Here is a 17,903-nt window from a genome sequence, read left to right as displayed (position 1 = left end):
GCAATAATGGAAATGCGGGCCTCCTAGTCAGTGGGACATTGGCAAGCAAGCCACGTTTCCTATTTAAGAAGAGGCGGCGCCCGGCCGCTTCAACATCATAGCCTCAATCCCCAAGGGTGAAAGGACTCAATCCGATGGCACAGACCCCCGCGAAAACTCCCGCCAAGACGACGAAGGCAAAGCCCGCCGCCAAGGCAAAGGCACCCGCCAGCCACACGGACGAGGCAAAGCAGAAGTTCACCCGCGCGATTGAGGAAGCCAAGGCTGGCGCCGCGGCCCTCACCGCTGAAGCCCGGGAACGGGCGACCGCAAAATCCGGCGACTGGATGGAGGATGCCAAAGCCTATGGCGAACAGGCCAAGGCAAAGGCCGGCGAACTGGCCGCCGAAGGCAAGACCCGTACCAGCGATGCCATCGCCGGCCTTGGCAAGCTGGTTGAGGACAATGCCTCCACGATCGATGATCGCTTCGGCGCGAAATATGGCGATTATGCCCGTTCTGCCTCCCGCAAGATGAAGGAAACGGCAGAGAAGATCGACGCGAAGGAACTCGATGAACTGGGCGAGGATGCCCGGGAGTTCGTCCGCAAGAGCCCCGGCCTTGCCGTTGGCCTTGCCGCAGTGGCAGGCTTCCTGGTTGCTCGCCTGTTCTCCAGCTCGAAGTAATCCGTTGACAGGGGCCTCCATGGACGGTTCACCCCGCCGCATGACAGCCCAATCGCCAGATGACCCCGTTGCCGGCCCGGTTCCGCAGGATGAGGGCCGCCAACAGGACACTGGTACATCTTCGCTGTTCGATGATCTCGCCACCCTGATCGAGGATGGGCGAACCTATGCGGATGCCGAAATCGCCTATCAGAAGACGCGGGCAGCCTATATCGGCCAGCAGGCGAAGGTCCTGTTCATTGCCGGTGGCATTGCTGCGCTGCTGGTGGTCCTGGCAATCGTCGCGCTGGTTCTCGGGGCCTTGCTTGCCCTCACGCCGCTGGTTGGCGCCATTGGCGCAACTGCCATAGTTTTTGTGGTTCTGCTGGTCACCGCATTCGCTCTGATCAGAATCGCCCAGGCCAAGGCAAAGGCCATGATGCGCGCCTTCGGCAACAATGCGGAAGATGAGGAAGCCGACGGGGGTGAATGGGAATGAGCGGCGAGCTTGAAGCGCAGCTTGAGGAGGATCGTGCCTTGCGCGATGCCGCACGCGGCATTTTTTTCTCCGGGCTGGCGAATACGCGCAAGGAAATCACGCCCAGCGCGCTCGGCCAGCGCATTGCAGACCGGATCGGAGCTCGTGCGGATGAAGCAAGCGATGCGGCCATCGAGTTCGCGGATCGGCATAAGGCGCCGATAATTGCAGCTCTTGCAGCAGCGGGCCTGTGGCTGGCGCACAAACCGATCCTATCAACGCTTGCCCGGCTTACCGGGAAGCGCGAAGAAGAGACAGGGGAAGAAGGGGCAACGGACTCCCGCGAGGATGGTGACCATGAGTGATGCGAAGAGAATGGAACTTCGGCAGAGGATCGAAGCCGGCAAGGCCCGCCAGGCGGAGCGTAGCGCTCTTTCCCAGGGCGCTGCGGTTGCACGGGACCGGCTGACGTCAGTCGCGCGCGAACATCCCTTGATGCTGATCGCTGGCGGGCTGGCCATCGGCGTGGCCCTGAGCACGCTGGTCCCGCGTTCACCAACTCGCCGCCTCAGCAAGAATGCAGTGGGGCTGATCGCCGGTATCGCCGAATTGGGGATACTCTACGGCAGACAAATGCTCGACACGACCGATGAGAAGGAAGAGCCTGCCCGCGACCGGCTGGGCCAGATCGGAGACGCAATCACCGGCGGCGCGGCCAAGCTGAAACGTAAATTGACGCCGGAAAAGAGCGCGACGAAGGCAGAACCCGAGATTTCCGTCACAGAATAGGCCATTCAGGCCCTCGCAAGGCTTGCCAGCGCCCGGCAAACCTCTCTATGCGGGGGCCGAAACTCACTGCAAATTCAACAGGGCGATTTGATGGCCAATCAGCTTCTTCACCTTGTCATGGGTGGACGGGTGACCGATCCCATGACGTGCGAATTCCAGGATCTCAAGGACATCCATGTCGTAGGGTTCTACGATAATTATGCCGCCGCCGAAGAAGCCTGGCGCGGCTGGGCCCAGCGCACCGTGGACGATGCCGAGATGAAATATGTCATCGTGCATCTGCATCGCCTGCTGGAGCCCAAGCTCCCCGGTCAATGATCCGGAATTTCAGGCCCGGTGATGGGACAGCTTTGCGCGAATTGTGCATTGCCTCCATCACCGGCCTAGGTTCACGGCACTATTCCTCCGATCAGATAATGGCGTGGCGGGAACGCGTGCCGGATGCCGATATTTACGAAAGACGGGCCGCTGACGGGGCGATGATCTTCATCGCGACGGATAATGGCGATTCACCAGCGGCTTATGCATTGCTGGAACAGGATGGCCATTTTGACCGGCTCTATTGCCATCCCGGCCATTCCGGGCGCGGCCATGCAAGTGCCCTCATCGCCCATGCCGAGGAAATAGCGCGAGCGAACGGTGTTACGCGTCTGTTTACAGAAGCGAGCGAAGTCGCCCGTCCGGTGTTCGAGCGGGCAGGATATTCTGTATCGCATCGACGGGATTTCGTAATCGACGGCGTCGGGATCCACAATTATGCGATGGAAAAGCGGCTGAACATTGCAGCCGCCATCCCGGTCAGATGAACTCGATCTTGTCCACCAGATAGAAACGATCGCCTGAAGGCACGGTCACCTCGACTTCATCGCCTACCTTGCGGCCGATCAGTGCCTTACCCAGAGGCGAATTATAGGAAATCCGCCCCTTCTTCACATCGGCCTCGGTCTGGCCGACGATCTGATAACGGCTCGGCTTGTCGTCTTCGTCAAGCAGGGTCACGGTCGCGCCGAAGATGATGCGGTCACCCGAAAGCGTCGCCGGATCGATGATCTGCGCGCGGCTGACCTTGTCTTCGATATCGGCGATCTGGGCCTCAACCTGGCCCTGACGTTCCTTGGCGGCATGATACTCGGCGTTTTCAGAGAGATCGCCGTGCTCGCGCGCCTCCTCGATCGCGTCGACGATCTTCGGCCGCTCGGCCCGCAAGAGATTCAATTCGGCGGTCAGCATTTCGTAGCCTTCCGCCAGCATGGGGACTTTTTCCATTAAACAACCCCTGAGCCGTTATCGTGTCGCGCCCCGATCAATCGCTAAAGCCTTCCGTCCGGCCCCACGCGGTTTTGCGAAGAGACGGCTTTCCGATGCGCTCGATTGTTTGGGGGACGCGCGTTTATGAACTGTAATAGTCCTGAAGCGAGCGTACATCAAGCTGGCTGGATTTCAATGCCGCTATGGCACGTGCAACCGCGTCAGATGCAGCGGCGGTCGTGTAATAGGGCAGTTTCATTTCCAGTGCCGATGCACGGATCGACTGCGAGTCCTTCAGGCTTTGCCAGCCCTCGGTGGTGTTGAAGATCAACGCGATTTCACCATCGACGATCATGTCGACGATGTTACGCTGGCCTTCAGCAACCTTTTTCACCCGCTCCACAGGCAAACCCTGCTCGGCAAGATATTGTTGCGTCCCGCCTGTGGCGACGATGCGGAAGCCCTGCTCGATAAGCAGCTTCACCGCGGGTACGATAACCGGCTTGTCCGTATTCTTTACCGATACAAACACCGTGCCGCCCTGCGGCAACTTCATCCCCGCGCCCATCTGCGACTTGGCAAAGGCAATCGGGAAATCCGTATCGATTCCCATGACTTCGCCAGTGGACTTCATTTCCGGGCTCAACACCGGATCGGTGCCGGGGAAACGGGCGAAGGGGAACACGGCTTCCTTCACGGCCATGTAAGGCACATCGCGCTTGATGGCTGGCAGATCCGAGAGCTTCGTTCCGGCCATCACACGCGCCGCCATCTTGGCGACCGGCTGGCCGATAGCCTTGGCGACGAAGGGCACCGTGCGGCTGGCGCGCGGGTTCACCTCGATCAGGTAGACCACGCCGTCCTGCACGGCGAACTGGATGTTCATCAGGCCCTTCACGCCCAGCGCCATGGCCAGAGCTTCCGCCTGGTGTTCCATGTCGGTGATGATCTCGGCCGGAAGGCTGTAAGGCGGCAGCGTGCAGGCGCTGTCGCCCGAATGGACGCCGGCTTCTTCGATGTGCTGCATCACGCCGGCAACGACGACCTTTTCGCCATCGCACAGCGCGTCCACGTCGCATTCGATGGCATCGCGCAGATATTGGTCGATCAGCACCGGGCTATCGCCCGATACGTTCACCGCCGTGGCGATATAGTCATCGAGCTGCGCTTCGCTGTCGACGATCTCCATCGCGCGGCCGCCCAGCACGTAAGAGGGACGGATCAGCACGGGGTAACCGATGCGATTGGCCACGGCCACGGCCTCGTCCCGGCTGCGCGCAATGCCGTTGGCGGGCTGTTTGAGGCCCAGCTTGTTGACGAGCGCGGCAAAACGCTCGCGGTCTTCGGCAAGGTCGATCGCGTCGGGCGAAGTGCCGAGGATCGGAATGCCCGCATCTTCCAGCGCCTGCGCCAGCTTGAGCGGGGTCTGGCCGCCGAACTGTACGATAACGCCCACCAGCGTGCCATTGGATTGCTCGACGCGGAGGATTTCCAGCACGTCTTCGGCCGTCAGGGGCTCGAAATAGAGACGATCGGAGGTGTCATAGTCGGTCGAAACCGTTTCCGGGTTGCAATTGACCATGATGGTCTCGAACCCGTCCTCCGCCAGCGCGAAACAGGCGTGGCAGCAGCAATAATCGAACTCGATGCCTTGCCCGATCCGGTTAGGGCCGCCGCCCAGGATCACGACCTTCTTGCGGTCGGAAGGCATGGCCTCGTCCTCGGGCGTGCCGAAAGTCGGCGCCTCATAGGTCGAGTACATATAGGGCGTAACTGCCTCGAACTCGGCCGCGCAGCTGTCGATGCGCTTGAACACCGGCAGGACGCCCAGCTTGTGGCGAAGCTCGCGCACTTCCTCTTCGCTGGTGGCACCGGCCATGGCGCGCAGCGCATCATGCAAGAGGCCGGAACGCTTGGCCTGGGTCTCGCCCAGCCCGCCCGCGACATGCACGGAACGCACCGCCAGAGTGGCAAGGCGCTTGTCGGAGAAGCCCATGGCCTTCAGGCGGCGCAGCCCGGCGGCATCGCCTGGCAGGCCATCGGTGCCGATCTTCTTTTCTTCGGCGATGATCTCTTCGATGTGGCGCAGGAACCACGGATCGAAATGGGTGATCGCGTGGATTTCCTCCACAGTGAAGCCTTCGCGGAATGCCTGCGCGATCTTGAGGATACGGTCAGGCGTCTGCTTGGAGAGAGCCGCGGTGATCTCATCCCGCCCTGCCCCCTCAAGCTCCAGCACGCGATTGAAGCCGTCCAGGCCGGTTTCCAGCCCACGCAGGGCCTTTTGCATGCTTTCCTTGAAGTTGCGACCGATGGCCATCACTTCGCCCACGGACTTCATCGCGGTGGACAGCAGCGGTTCTGCGCCCTTGAATTTCTCGAAGGCGAAGCGCGGAATCTTGGTGACGACATAGTCGATCGTCGGCTCGAAGCTCGCCGGAGTGGCCCCGGTGATCTCGTTCATGATCTCGTCGAGCGTATAGCCCACGGCCAGCTTCGCCGCGACGCGCGCGATGGGGAAGCCGGTGGCCTTGGAGGCCAGCGCCGAAGAGCGGGACACGCGCGGATTCATTTCGATCACGATCAGGCGGCCATCGGCCGGATTGACCGCGAACTGGACGTTGGAACCGCCCGTTTCCACGCCGATCTCGCGCAGCACGTCGATGCTGGCGGTGCGCATGATCTGATATTCCTTGTCGGTCAGCGTCAGCGCCGGCGCGACAGTGATGGAATCGCCCGTATGGACGCCCATCGGATCGACGTTTTCGATCGAGCAGATGATGATGGCATTGTCGTGCCTGTCGCGCACGACCTCCATTTCATACTCCTTCCAGCCGAGCAGCGATTCCTCAATCAGCACTTCGGTGGTGGGAGAGGCATCGAGGCCCGAACGGACGATCTTCTCGAACTCGGCCTTGTTATAGGCCACACCGCCGCCCGTGCCGCCCAGTGTGAAGCTGGGGCGGATGATCGAAGGCAGGCCAGTGGTTTCCAGCACCTTGAAGGCTTCTTCCACCGTGTGGGCCACGCCGGAGCGCGCGCTTTCAAGGCCGATCTTGTCCATCGCCTCGCGGAAGCGCTGGCGGTCTTCCGCCTTGTCGATCGCATCGGCATTGGCGCCGATCATGGTGACGCCGAACTTCTCCAGCGTGCCGTCATTGAACAGGGCCAGCGCGCAGTTGAGCGCAGTCTGCCCGCCCATGGTGGGCAGCAACGCGTCGGGCCGTTCCTTCTCGATGATCTTGGCGACGATTTCCGGCGTGATCGGCTCCACATAGGTGGCGTCGGCCATTTCCGGGTCGGTCATGATCGTGGCGGGATTGGAGTTGACGAGGACCACGCGGTAGCCCTCCTCCTTCAGCGCCTTGATTGCCTGAGTGCCGGAATAGTCGAACTCGCAGGCCTGACCGATAATGATCGGGCCGGCGCCGATGACGAGGATCGAGGAGATGTCAGTGCGTTTTGGCATTAGGCGAGCGATCCAACGAATTTTTCAAAGAGATAGAAACTGTCCTGCGGGCCGGGTGAGGCTTCGGGGTGGTATTGCACGCCGAACGCCTTTTTACCCTTGATCGCGATGCCGCAATTGGAGCCGTCGAACAGCGAGACGTGGGTTTCCTCCACGCCTTCCGGCAGGCTCGTATTGTCGACCGCGAAGCCGTGATTCATGCTGGTGATTTCCACCACGCCATCTGCAAGGCGCTTCACCGGATGGTTCGCGCCGCGGTGGCCCTGATGCATCTTGGAGGTTTTTGCCCCGGCCGCAAGGCCGAGCATCTGGTGGCCAAGGCAGATACCGAAGATCGGCACATCCCGTTCCAGCAGGCCCTTGATCACCGGCACGGCATATCCGCCAGTCGCTGCCGGGTCGCCGGGACCGTTCGACAGGAACACCCCTGCGGGCTTGTGGGCCAGAACCTCGTCCAGCGAAGTCTGCGCGGGCAGCACCGTCACATGGGCGCCGGCCTTCACCAGGTTACGGAAGATGTTGTCCTTCGCGCCGAAATCCAGCGCCACCACGTGCGGGCGGGTGCCGTCAGGCTCCGAAGCGTAGCCCGAACCGAGCGACCAGGCGCCGCCCTTCCACTCTTCCTCGCCCTGGCGGCTCACCACCTTGGCCAGATCCATGCCTTCAAGGCCAGGCCACTCCTGCGCCTGCTTGAGCAGCGCGGGAATATCGAACTTGCCCGAAGGCTCATGCGCGATCACGGCGTTGGGCGCGCCCTGCAGGCGAATGCGGCGGGTCAGTGCGCGGGTATCGATCCCCGCAAGGCCGATCTTGCCCTGTGCGGCCAGCCAGTCCCCGAACTTGCCGGTGGAGCGGAAGTTGGAGGGCTCGGTCACATCCTCGCGCACAATGCAGCCCACCGCGCCCTGAACATGCGATTCGACGTCTTCGTCATTAGCGCCGACATTGCCGATATGCGGGAAAGTGAAGGTGACGATCTGCCCGGCATAGGAGGGATCGGTCATCACTTCCTGATAGCCGGTCATCGCGGTGTTGAAGCACACTTCACCAACAGCACTGCCGCTGGCGCCGAAGCCCTTGCCCCACAGGATTGTCCCGTCCGCAAGAACGAGGACTCCGGTTGCGCCTTTAGGTTGCGCAGCAGAAGGTGCGGGGTCGGCCATGGGGCGCTCCGTTGTAAGTTGTTGACGGCGATGTCGCTAAGGCTCGGCGGCTAGACCTGCATTCCCGCCGCGTCAACCTGCTGCATGTGCGAATGTTGCATTCCATGCTGCACTCGCCCATCTGGAGCCCGAAACATCCACAGGAAAGTACCTCAAAATGCTCCGCGACACGATCAAATCCGCTCAGGTTTCCGCGATGAAGGCTGGCGACAAGCCTCGCCTTGCCGCCGTTCGCCTGATCCTGGCCAAGATCAAGGACCGCGATATCGAACTGCGCACAGGCACCGCGCCCGACGATGACAACGTGCTGGTGATCGACGTTTTGCAGAAGATGGCCAAGCAGCGCCGCGAATCGATTACCATGTATGAGCAGGGCGGCAGGCAGGAACTGGCCGATCAGGAAAAGGGCGAACTCGCCGTGATCGAGGAATTCCTCCCCGCGCAGATGTCGGAAGATGATGTGAAGGCCGCGATTGCCGCGATCAGGGCGGAGCTGGGCGCAGAGAGCATCAAGGACATGGGCAAGGTCATGGCCACCCTCAAGGAACGCCACGGCACTGAAATCGACATGTCCAAGGCAAGCGGCCTGGTGAAGGCCAGCTTCGGCTGATCCCCTGAATTAAGCACCCCCGCCCTCGACTCGAGCGAGGTGCGGGGGCACACTCGCGGGATCATGCTCAGTCCCCAATGGCTTGACGAATTGCGGCAACGCATCACGCTTTCGGGCGTGATTTCGCGCACCACCAAGCTGCAGCGTGCCGGGCGGGAATGGAAGGCCTGTTGCCCCTTCCATAACGAGAAATCGCCCAGCTTTACCGTCAATGACGAGAAGGGCTTTTATCACTGCTTCGGCTGCGGGGCCCATGGCGATGCCATTCGCTGGATGACTGACCAGCGCGGCCTTTCCTTCATGGATGCAGTGAAGGAACTGGCAGCGGAAGCGGGGATGGAAGTCCCTGCACCCGATCCCCGCTCAGCCCGGCAGGCAGAGCAGCGTGCGGGTCTGCACGATGTCACTGCTGCCGCACAGGAATGGTTTAAAAACAATCTTCTGGGACCGGAAGGCGAGAAAGCTCGGCAATATCTGCAGGGCCGAGGCTTCGATGCTCATACCATCCAGCGTTTCGGCTTCGGCTATGCGCCCGAAGGGCGACAGGCGCTGAAAGCGGCCCTTGGCGACAATATCCCTGAAGCCATGCTGATCGAAGCCGGGATGCGCATCGCGGTAGAGGGTAAAGAACCCTATGACCGGTTCCGCGGCCGCCTCATGCTGCCCATCGAAGATGCGCGCGGCCGGGTCATCGGCTTTGGCGGACGAATCCTCGAAGCCGGCAAAACAGATGCGCCCAAATATCTGAATTCGCCTGATACCCCCCTGTTCGACAAGGGGCGGACGCTTTACAATCTGCATCGTGCCGGGCCCGCCTCGCGCCAGTCCAATAGGATCGTGGTAGTTGAGGGTTACATGGATGTGATCGCGCTCGCGGCGGCGGGGATCGCCGATGCCGTGGCACCCATGGGCACAGCCCTTACCGAACAACAGATTGCCCTGCTCTGGCGGCTGGTGGATGTGCCGATCCTGTGTTTCGACGGGGACGCGGCAGGCCAGCGCGCGGCGATGCGGGCGATTTCCCGTGCCCTCCCCCTGCTCCATCCCGGCCATTCGCTCAGCATCGTACATTTGCCCGCCGGCCTGGACCCGGATGATCTCATCAAGCAGCAGGGCGCGGCGGCGATGGAAAAGCTGCTCGCTAATCCGCAGAGCCTGCTCGACACGATCTGGGAGCATGAGCGCGAGGCAAAACCGCTACGCACGCCCGAAGACAAGGCTGGCCTGCGCGCTCGGCTGATCGAACATGTCGAGCTGATCGCGGATAAGGACATCAAGTCGCTCTATCGGCGCGAATTGCTGGACCGCTTCTATTCCTTTGCCTTCCCGAAACGGGAGTTCACGCCGCAACGCAGTGGCGGGAGCGGCGGAAAACGTGGGCAATTCTCAGGAAAATCAGCAGAACCTGCCCTGACCGAAGAGGCGCGCCAGCGGCTGCATTCCTTTGTTTCAGGCGGCGCGCGGGACCGTTTGGCGCAGGCCGTTATCGCAGGCCTGGCCCGTCATCCGGGTGAAATCGCGCGCCATGTAGAAACTCTCGGCAAGTTGACTCCGGACGATATGCGCTTTGCTGCGGCCATCGATAGTTTGCTGGATATTGCAGATACGCTTGAAATTAGTGGCCAGATGCCCATATCGGCGTCAGGAGACTTCGCTCCGCCGCCGGATAAAACTCGCTTTTCCTTCCTGATGGAAGGGTCCGATCCGCAAGGCGCGCGCGAAGACCTGGCCGAAGCGGTGTCTTTGCTGGTCGAAAGGCCGGCACTTGAGGCCGCGCTCGCTGACGCAACTCGACGCTTCGAACAGACCTTCGAACAGGAGGCTTTTGAGGAGCAGCAACGCTTGCTCAAACGAAAGCTGGAATTCGAGCGACGACTCGGGCAAATGGCCAGCAAACGCGCCGCGCAATCGGCAACGGAATCCGCTCCCACCGGACCTCAGGAAGAGGAACGGGCGAGCAGGCAACAGGACTAGAAGCGACACATATGTCCGACAAAAAAGACGATGATGCCCCGCTGATCGACCTCAACGAAGCTTCGATCAAGAAGCTCATCGCGAAGGCGAAGCGCCGTGGCTACATCACTTATGACGAGCTGAACGAAGCTCTGCCGCAAGACGAACTGTCTTCCGAGCAGATCGAGGACGTGATGTCCGCGATCTCGGAAATGGGCGTTAACATCGTCGAGAGCGACGAGGATGCGGAAGGCCAGGAAGAGGACAATAACGTCGACGAGGTCGCCTCGCCTGACGAGGCCGATGAAGGCCGCAATGTGCCCGAAGCTCCGCGCAAGGCCGGCACTGGCGAGCGCACCGATGACCCGGTGCGCATGTATCTGCGCGAAATGGGCGCGGTGGAACTGCTCAGCCGCGAAGGTGAAATCGCCATCGCCAAGCGCATCGAGGCCGGCCGCGACACGATGATCCTGGGCCTGTGCGAAAGCCCGATCACTTTCCACGCGATCATCCAGTGGTCCGAAGCGCTGAACAATGGCGAGATGCAGCTGCGCGAGATTCTCGATCTCGATGCGATGCTGTCCAAGGAGCCGCCGGTCGAGCGCATGGAGGAAGAAGGCGACGATAACGGCGAGATCAGCGAAGAAACCGCTGGTCCTTCCTACAAGGAAGATGACGAGATCGAGGAAGAGGAAGAAGCCGATTCCGACGAGGATGGCGAGGACGGCGAAGGCCGCTCGCGCCGCCGCGAGGAAGAGGACGAGGAGGATAACACCCTCTCTCTCGCCCAGATGGAAGCCGCGCTGAAGCCCGAAGCGCTGGAGCGCTTCGCCCGCATCGCGGACCTGTTCAAGAAGTTCGAGAAGCTCCAGGCCGAACGCGTGGACGCGCTGGGCCGCGGGGAGGATTTCCCCGCCGCCAAGGAGAAGAAATACGAACAGCTGCGCGAAGACCTCACCGCCGAGGTGGAGAGCGTGCAGTTCCATGCGACCAAGATCGAATATCTGGTCGACAACCTCTATGCCTTCAACCGGCGCCTCACCACGCTGGGCGGCCAGATGCTGCGCCTTGCGGAACGCCACAAGGTGAAGCGCGGCGACTTCCTCGCCGCCTATGTCGGCAATGAGATGGACGACGCCTGGCTTGCCACCATGGCGAAGAAGGACAAGAAGTGGGCCGCCTTCGCCGAGAAGGAAGCCGAGCCGGTAGAACGCATCCGCGCCGAAATCTCGGACATTGCCAGCCAGACCGGCATGAGCCTGAACGAATTCCGCCGCATCGTGAACATGGTGCAGAAGGGCGAACGCGAGGCTCGTATCGCGAAGAAGGAGATGGTTGAAGCCAATCTCCGCCTCGTGATCTCCATCGCCAAGAAATACACCAATCGCGGTCTGCAGTTCCTTGACCTGATCCAGGAAGGGAATATCGGCCTGATGAAGGCGGTGGACAAGTTCGAGTATCGCCGCGGCTACAAGTTCAGCACCTATGCTACGTGGTGGATCAGGCAGGCGATCACGCGTTCCATCGCGGATCAGGCGCGCACGATCCGTATCCCGGTCCACATGATCGAGACGATCAACAAGCTGGTGCGCACCAGTCGCCAGTTCCTGCACGAGCAGGGCCGCGAGCCGACGCCGGAGGAAATGGCCGAGCGTCTCTCCATGCCGCTCGAAAAGGTTCGCAAGGTGATGAAGATCGCCAAGGAGCCGATCTCTCTCGAAACGCCGATCGGCGACGAGGAAGATTCGCATCTGGGCGATTTCATCGAGGACAAGAACGCCATCATCCCGGTGGATGCGGCGATCCAGTCCAATCTCAAGGAAACGGTCACGCGCGTGCTGGCCAGCCTTACCCCCCGCGAGGAACGCGTGCTGCGCATGCGCTTCGGTATCGGCATGAACACCGATCACACGCTGGAGGAAGTGGGCCAGCAGTTCTCCGTTACCCGCGAACGTATCCGCCAGATCGAAGCGAAGGCGCTGAGGAAGCTCAAGCATCCCAGCCGCAGCCGCAAGATGCGCAGCTTCCTCGATCAGTAATCGAGGTGAAAGTAATCAGGGTGGCCCCGCTTCGGCGGGGCTTCCTTTTTGAGGGACGGTGATGCTGTGGCGCGGTTGATCCTGTTCAACAAACCCTATGGGGTGCTTTCGCAATTCACCGATCGCGGAACGCAGACGACGCGCCAGACGCTGTCCGATTTCATCAAAATACCAGGCGTCTATCCCGCAGGAAGGCTGGATCGCGATAGCGAGGGCCTGCTGCTGCTGACCGATGACGGGCGCCTTCAGGCCCGTATCGCCGATCCCCGGTTCAAGCTTCCCAAGACTTATCTGGTGCAGGTGGAAGGCGAACCGAGCGAGGCGAGCCTTGAAGCCTTGCGATCCGGAATCAGGCTGAATGACGGCCTCACACGCCCCGCGCAAGTTGACCGCATCGATGATCCGGCGCTCTGGCAGCGTGACCCGCCGATTCGCGTGCGCAAAAGCATTCCCGATTGCTGGCTGCGCCTGACCATCCGCGAAGGCCGCAATCGCCAGGTTCGCCGGATGACCGCAGCCATCGGTAACCCCACCTTGCGGCTGGTGCGCTGGAGCATCGGATCATGGAATCTGGAAGGGCTGCCCCCCGGCGAATGGCAAGAAGTCACAGGCCGCTTCGATATTCGTTGAATGACGGCAGGGGTCAATTGCAGCACTGCCCCGCCCTTCACTCCTCGGTTTCGACGCCCAAACTTCCCTGATTGAACAGTCGGACGAGCAGGTCCAATGCCTGATCGTCCTGCGCCACATCATCCTCAACCACGAAATCCGGGACGGCGCACATCCGCTCCGCCAGCGCGGCGCTTGCCCCGCTGCATTCGAAACATTCGCCATCAACGAACAGCCACACGGATTGTCCGCCTTGCCGGACGAAGGAAAACCGGCTCGCGGGATTGCGGCTCACCAGCGCATCCTCTGCCAGTAAATCCCGCAGATCTTCCGCACTCAGAGGCGTCTCGGGAGCCCAGTCGAGGTCGGGATATTTGCGCGTGCTGTTATATCGACCGAACCACCGGGTGAAGGCATCCCGGTCGGCCAGCGCGGCAGTGACCATGCCGTGGAGTGCCCCCAGTGCCTCCGTGGAAATCTCGCCGGGGTTAGACTGCGCCTGAAGGCCGGGATCGGCATAGCGATCCTCCTCAGGCATCTCCTCCAGCAGATCGTCAGTCCAGTTGCCGAGCAAATCGGCACGGGACGGCGCACGGAAGCCGATCGAATAGGTCATGCAATCATCGCTCAACGCAACGCCATCATGGGCCACGCGGGGCGGAAGATAGAGAATGTCGCCGGGCTCGAGAATCCATTCCTCCACGGGTTCGAAATCCGCGAGGAGACGCAGATCCTGATGCTCACGCAATCTGCTGGCATCGTCACACAAACCACCGATCTGCCAGCGTCGCCGGCCGAGCCCCTGCACCAGAAACACATCGTATTGATCGAAATGCGGCCCCACACCGCCGCCTTGAGTGGCATAGCTGACCATCACATCGTCGATGCGCCAGTTCGGGACGAAGCGGAACGGCTCGATCAATGCCGACACTTCCGTCACGTAATGATCGACGGCCTGGACCAGTAACGTCCATGGCTTCCCGCCGAGTTCGCTGAAACGTTCTTCGGCAACCGGTCCGTGTTCCAGCAGCCAGTCACCGGCCGCCAGTTCGATGAGGCGGGATTCCACGCCATCTTCGCAAGCCAGCCCGGCCAGATCATCAGGATCGAGCGGGTTGCACCATGAATTCCACGGATTGCGGATCAGCAGCGGCTTTTTCTGCCAATAATCGCTGAGGAACGTGGCGGTGTCGAATGTGGTAAGGTCCATAGCGCCCCTATAACGGTTCGCGCGCGGATTGCGCCCCCTTCCCTGACCTATCCCTTTTTCTCTTCCGGCACCCAGACGGCACCCTTGATGTACTGGATCTGGCCATCGGGGTTCAGCAGATAATGGATATAGAATTCGACATCCACCGAAACGCCCTCGGGCACCACGCTCATTCCGGAATAGCCCTTCTCGGCCAGCACCTCGGCGGAGAGATCCCTTATCCCGGTGAAACGGATTACCACATTGGAAACAAAGCCATTCTTGCCGGGAAAGAATTCCTTGAAGATCACTTCCTCAAGGCAGAACTGGTGGAAGAAGGCGTAGAATTCCCGGAAGGCGGGCTTTCCCTGAACGCGGAAGCCCGCATTCTCGAGCGCGAAATCGTCCGCAAAGAAGGTCTCCAGCGCGTCATAGTCCCGCGCGTTGAAGGCGGCGATATAGCGATGATAATCCTCTTCAGTCACTTTACTCTCCCTTTGGAACCCGTCCGATCGCCTTCAGGTGTCTCCATGCTACAGTGTCGTAGCACAGGCCGGATAGGACAAAAGGTCCACCATTGGGGAACAAAGCGCTTTTGCGGTGGCACCATGTGGATCTAGTCCCTATGTGCGCGCCATGAAGATAGCCATTGCCTCCGATCATGCAGCGGTGGAGCTCAAGGCCGAGCTCGCAAACTGGCTGCGCGAACAGGGCCATGAGGTGAACGACCTCGGCCCCGAACTGGCCGACCGGGTGGATTATCCCGATTACGGCTACAAGCTGGCGGAAGCCGTCGCCTCCGGCACATCCGAACGGGGCATTGCCCTGTGCGGCTCCGGTATCGGCATTTCCATTGCGGTGAACCGCCACCCGAAGCTGCGCTGCGCGCTCGTCTCCGAGCCGCTTTCCGCTGCCCTCGCCCGCGAGCATAATAATGCCAATGCGATCGCGATGGGTGCGCGGCTGACGGGACCCGACATGGCCAAGGCATGCATCGATGCGTTCCTTGGCACCGATTTCGCCGGTGGGCGCCATGGCCCCCGCGTCGACAAGCTTACCAACCCTCCGCAGGACTGAACTACATGAGCAGCGCCCCCGCCGTCACCTCCGAGGCTTTGCAGCACTTCTGGCACGACACGCTGGAACAGTCGGATCCCGAGGTCTTCGCCGCCATCCAGAAGGAACTCGGTCGCCAGCGCCACAAGATCGAGCTGATCGCGAGCGAGAATATCGCTTCGCCCGCCGTGCTTGAGGCGACCGGCTCTGTCTTCACCAACAAATATGCCGAAGGCTATCCGGGCAAGCGCTATTATGGCGGTTGCGAATATGCGGATATCGTCGAGAATCTGGCGATCGAGCGCGCGAAGAAGCTGTTCGGCTGCCAATTCGCCAATGTGCAGCCCAATTCGGGTAGCCAGATGAACCAGGCCGTATTCCTGGCGCTGCTGGAACCGGGCGACACCTTCATGGGCCTCAGCCTCTCGGCCGGTGGCCACCTGACCCACGGCTCGCCCGTGAACATGAGCGGCAAGTGGTTCAACGTCGTGCCTTATGGCGTCCGCCAGGAAGACCAGCTGCTGGACATGGACGAGATCGCCCGGCTGGCGCGCGAGCACAAGCCCAAGCTGATCATCGCCGGCGCCACCGCCTATCCGCGCCACTGGGACTTCGCCCGTTTCCGCGAAATCGCCGATGAAGTCGGCGCCTATCTGCTGGTCGATATGTCGCACTTCTCCGGCCTCGTCGCCGGCGGTGCGCATCCCTCGCCCTTCCCGCACGCCCATGTGGTGACCACCACCACTCACAAGAGCCTGCGCGGGCCCCGTTCGGGCGTGATCCTGACCAATGACGAGGATCTGGCCAAGAAGTTCAACATGGCCGTATTCCCCGGCATGCAGGGCGGCCCGCTGGTTCACGTGATCGCGGCCAAGGCGGTTGCTTTCCAGGAGGCTCTGCGTCCCGAATTCAAGGCCTATGCGGCTCGCATTGTCGAGAACGCCAAGGCGCTGGCCAGCAGCCTGCAGGATCACGGGCTGGATATCGTATCCGGCGGCACCGACAATCATCTGATGCTGGTGGACCTCACTCGCAAGGATGTGACCGGCAAGGCTGCCGAGAAGGGCCTCGACCGGGCCTGGCTGACCTGCAACAAGAACGCGATCCCCTTCGATCAGCGCTCGCCCTTCGTCACTTCGGGCGTTCGTCTCGGCACCCCGGCGGGCACCACTCGCGGCTTCGGGCCGGAGGAATTCCGCAAGGTCGGCGAACTGATCGCCGAAGTGGTCGACGGCATGCGCAAGAATGGCGACGATGGTGACGCGCAGGTGGAAGAAAGCGTCCGCCGCCGTGTTACCGAGCTGTGCGAGGCGTTCCCGGTCTATCCGGGCCGCTGAGGAGTAAGCGATGCGCTGCCCCTTTTGCGCGCATGACGATAGTCAGGTGAAGGATTCGCGGCCTACCGAGGATAACACCGCGATCCGTCGGCGCCGCCAATGCGAAAGCTGCGGCGCGCGCTTCACCACCTTCGAGCGTGTGCAATTGCGCGACATTACCGTCGTGAAGAGCGACAATGAACGCGAACCGTTCGATCGCAGCAAGATCGAGCGGTCGGTGGCGCTCGCCTGCCGTAAGCGCGGTGTCTCGCAGGAACGACTGGACCAGCTCGTCTCGGGCATACAGCGCCAGGTGGAGACACTGGGCGATGCTGAAATCGCATCCGCCCGGATCGGTGAGATGGTGATGGACGGGCTGCGACAGCTGGATTCCGTAGCCTATATCCGCTTCGCCTCAGTCTATCGTGACTTTTCCGAAGCCCGCGATTTCGAGGAATTCGCCAGCAGCGTGCGCGAAATCGGGAGCCAGGACGGCGATGAAGGCTGAACTGCCGGTAATCGTGCTCGTGCGCCCGCAACTGGGCGAGAATATCGGCAAGGCGGCGCGCGCGATGCTCAATTTCGGGCTGGCGGAAATGCGCCTGGTCGATCCGCGTGACGGCTGGCCGAACCCGTCAGCCGGGCCTGCGGCTTCTGGCGCTGACATCGTACTGGAAGGCGCGCAAGTGTTCTCCAGCGTGGCGGAAGCGGTGGCCGATTGCGCACATGTCTATGCCACTACGGTCCGCAAGCGCGGCGTGACCAAGCCGGTCGTAACGCCCGAGGAAGCTGCGCGGGAAATCGCCACTCAGCAAGGCCGTAGCGCCTATCTGTTCGGCCCCGAACGATCAGGACTTGAGACCGAGGACGTGGCGGTGGCACGCGCAATCGTGACGGTGCCGATCAATCCGGAATTTGCCTCGCTCAATCTGGCGCAGGCAGTGATCCTGTGCGCCTATGAATGGTCCAAGCACCGCGATCTGGCCATACCGACCCAGGAAGACCATCTGCCCCCTGCCCCGCAGGAGGAGCTGGAGGGGCTGATCGGCCATTTCGAGCAATTGCTGGAACCCAAGGGCTATTTCTTCCCTGCAAGCCGTGCGGAAGCAACCCGCCTCACCCTGCGCAACGTGCTGACCAAGCCCGGCTGGAACCATCTGGAAATTCGCACCCTGCGCGGCGTACTGTCAGCCTTGGCCCGAGGACCGAAACCCACAAAGGCTGGCGATTAGGCCGATTTTGCCTGCAAGCCTTGGTTCAAGAGCAGGTTGGCAATTGACATTGGCGCCCCAAACGGTCATTGGCGCCTCTCACTTCGGGGCCGCTGGCGTTGCTGGCGG

The 17,903-nt window shown here is 61.5% G+C and carries 19 protein-coding genes; 14 read left to right on the top strand and 5 right to left on the bottom strand.

All coding sequences use genetic code 11. The features are described 5' to 3' along the window. Window positions 1-134: 134 nt before the first annotated feature. From H0274_RS04055 to H0274_RS04030, 6 genes are all read left to right on the top strand, one after another. On the top strand, window positions 135-665 hold the full coding sequence (locus H0274_RS04055; protein ID WP_226793059.1) for a hypothetical protein: 531 nt from the start codon (window positions 135-137) through the stop codon (window positions 663-665). A 19-nt stretch (window positions 666-684) separates the two neighbouring features. Continuing rightward, window positions 685-1,143: a phage holin family protein gene (locus tag H0274_RS04050; protein ID WP_226793058.1), complete on the top strand. Its 459-nt coding sequence runs from the start codon at window positions 685-687 to the stop codon at window positions 1,141-1,143. Continuing rightward, window positions 1,140-1,487: a hypothetical protein gene (locus tag H0274_RS04045; RefSeq protein ID WP_226793057.1), complete on the top strand. Its 348-nt coding sequence runs from the start codon at window positions 1,140-1,142 to the stop codon at window positions 1,485-1,487. The genes H0274_RS04050 and H0274_RS04045 overlap by 4 nt, the downstream gene beginning before the upstream one ends. Beyond that, the gene (locus H0274_RS04040) at window positions 1,480-1,911 is read left to right on the top strand and encodes a hypothetical protein (RefSeq protein ID WP_226793056.1); all 432 of its coding nucleotides are present in this window, start codon (window positions 1,480-1,482) and stop codon (window positions 1,909-1,911) included. Before H0274_RS04045 ends, H0274_RS04040 begins: the two co-directional genes overlap by 8 nt. 90 nt (window positions 1,912-2,001) lie before the next feature. After that, window positions 2,002-2,229 carry a DUF4170 domain-containing protein gene (locus H0274_RS04035; protein WP_226793055.1) on the top strand — a complete coding sequence of 76 codons (228 nt, stop codon included), beginning with the start codon at window positions 2,002-2,004 and terminating at the stop codon, window positions 2,227-2,229. Continuing rightward, a complete protein-coding gene (locus H0274_RS04030) occupies window positions 2,226-2,717 on the top strand; it encodes a GNAT family N-acetyltransferase (protein ID WP_226793054.1) in 492 nt (163 codons plus the stop codon). Before H0274_RS04035 ends, H0274_RS04030 begins: the two co-directional genes overlap by 4 nt. Here H0274_RS04030 and greA read toward each other — a convergent pair. The 3 genes from greA to carA all read right to left on the bottom strand — a co-directional run bounded on the left by greA (window position 2,710) and on the right by carA (window position 7,791). Next, entirely contained in the window at window positions 2,710-3,177 is a 468-nt protein-coding gene (gene greA / locus H0274_RS04025; protein WP_226793053.1) for a transcription elongation factor GreA, read from the bottom strand. The genes H0274_RS04030 and greA overlap by 8 nt on opposite strands. A 124-nt stretch (window positions 3,178-3,301) precedes the next feature. Continuing rightward, complete coding sequence (carB, locus tag H0274_RS04020) at window positions 3,302-6,628, bottom strand: carbamoyl-phosphate synthase large subunit (RefSeq protein ID WP_226793052.1); 3,327 nt, start codon at window positions 6,626-6,628, stop codon at window positions 3,302-3,304. Next, a complete protein-coding gene (gene carA, locus H0274_RS04015) occupies window positions 6,628-7,791 on the bottom strand; it encodes a glutamine-hydrolyzing carbamoyl-phosphate synthase small subunit (protein WP_226793051.1) in 1,164 nt (387 codons plus the stop codon). Before carA ends, carB begins: the two co-directional genes overlap by 1 nt. A 157-nt stretch (window positions 7,792-7,948) precedes the next feature. Between carA and H0274_RS04010 the strand changes: the two genes are divergently transcribed. The 4 genes from H0274_RS04010 to H0274_RS03995 all read left to right on the top strand — a co-directional run bounded on the left by H0274_RS04010 (window position 7,949) and on the right by H0274_RS03995 (window position 13,023). Then, entirely contained in the window at window positions 7,949-8,401 is a 453-nt protein-coding gene (locus H0274_RS04010; RefSeq protein WP_226793050.1) for a GatB/YqeY domain-containing protein, read from the top strand. Window positions 8,402-8,464: 63 nt separating this feature from the next. After that, window positions 8,465-10,375 carry a DNA primase gene (dnaG, locus tag H0274_RS04005; RefSeq protein WP_226793049.1) on the top strand — a complete coding sequence of 637 codons (1,911 nt, stop codon included), beginning with the start codon at window positions 8,465-8,467 and terminating at the stop codon, window positions 10,373-10,375. 11 nt (window positions 10,376-10,386) lie between these two features. Beyond that, a complete protein-coding gene (gene rpoD, locus H0274_RS04000) occupies window positions 10,387-12,393 on the top strand; it encodes an RNA polymerase sigma factor RpoD (protein WP_226793048.1) in 2,007 nt (668 codons plus the stop codon). Window positions 12,394-12,459: 66 nt separating this feature from the next. Next, window positions 12,460-13,023: a pseudouridine synthase gene (locus tag H0274_RS03995; RefSeq protein ID WP_226793047.1), complete on the top strand. Its 564-nt coding sequence runs from the start codon at window positions 12,460-12,462 to the stop codon at window positions 13,021-13,023. 37 nt (window positions 13,024-13,060) lie between these two features. Here H0274_RS03995 and H0274_RS03990 read toward each other — a convergent pair whose 3' ends face one another. Together H0274_RS03990 and H0274_RS03985 are read right to left on the bottom strand one after the other, a co-directional pair. Then, window positions 13,061-14,212 (bottom strand): cupin domain-containing protein, encoded by a 1,152-nt coding sequence (locus tag H0274_RS03990; RefSeq protein WP_226793046.1) that lies wholly within the window; start codon window positions 14,210-14,212, stop codon window positions 13,061-13,063. Between the two features lie 47 nt (window positions 14,213-14,259). Next, window positions 14,260-14,676 carry a nuclear transport factor 2 family protein gene (locus H0274_RS03985; protein ID WP_226793045.1) on the bottom strand — a complete coding sequence of 139 codons (417 nt, stop codon included), beginning with the start codon at window positions 14,674-14,676 and terminating at the stop codon, window positions 14,260-14,262. A gap of 151 nt (window positions 14,677-14,827) precedes the next feature. On the opposite strand from H0274_RS03985, the gene rpiB reads away from it, so the two are divergent. The 4 genes from rpiB to H0274_RS03965 are packed head-to-tail and all read left to right on the top strand — an operon-like array spanning window position 14,828 to window position 17,795. Then, on the top strand, window positions 14,828-15,268 hold the full coding sequence (gene rpiB / locus H0274_RS03980; RefSeq protein WP_226793044.1) for a ribose 5-phosphate isomerase B: 441 nt from the start codon (window positions 14,828-14,830) through the stop codon (window positions 15,266-15,268). A 5-nt stretch (window positions 15,269-15,273) separates the two neighbouring features. Then, window positions 15,274-16,584 (top strand): serine hydroxymethyltransferase, encoded by a 1,311-nt coding sequence (glyA, locus tag H0274_RS03975; protein ID WP_226793043.1) that lies wholly within the window; start codon window positions 15,274-15,276, stop codon window positions 16,582-16,584. A 10-nt stretch (window positions 16,585-16,594) separates the two neighbouring features. After that, window positions 16,595-17,071 carry a transcriptional regulator NrdR gene (gene nrdR / locus H0274_RS03970; RefSeq protein ID WP_226793042.1) on the top strand — a complete coding sequence of 159 codons (477 nt, stop codon included), beginning with the start codon at window positions 16,595-16,597 and terminating at the stop codon, window positions 17,069-17,071. Beyond that, window positions 17,061-17,795: an RNA methyltransferase gene (locus tag H0274_RS03965; RefSeq protein ID WP_226793041.1), complete on the top strand. Its 735-nt coding sequence runs from the start codon at window positions 17,061-17,063 to the stop codon at window positions 17,793-17,795. Before nrdR ends, H0274_RS03965 begins: the two co-directional genes overlap by 11 nt. The last annotated feature ends 108 nt before the right edge of the window (window positions 17,796-17,903 follow it).

Source organism: Fulverythrobacter ferritrahens (assembly GCF_020539485.1).
GTDB lineage: Bacteria > Pseudomonadota > Alphaproteobacteria > Sphingomonadales > Sphingomonadaceae > Andeanibacterium > Andeanibacterium ferritrahens.
This window is presented reverse-complemented; position numbering and strand designations above follow the sequence as displayed.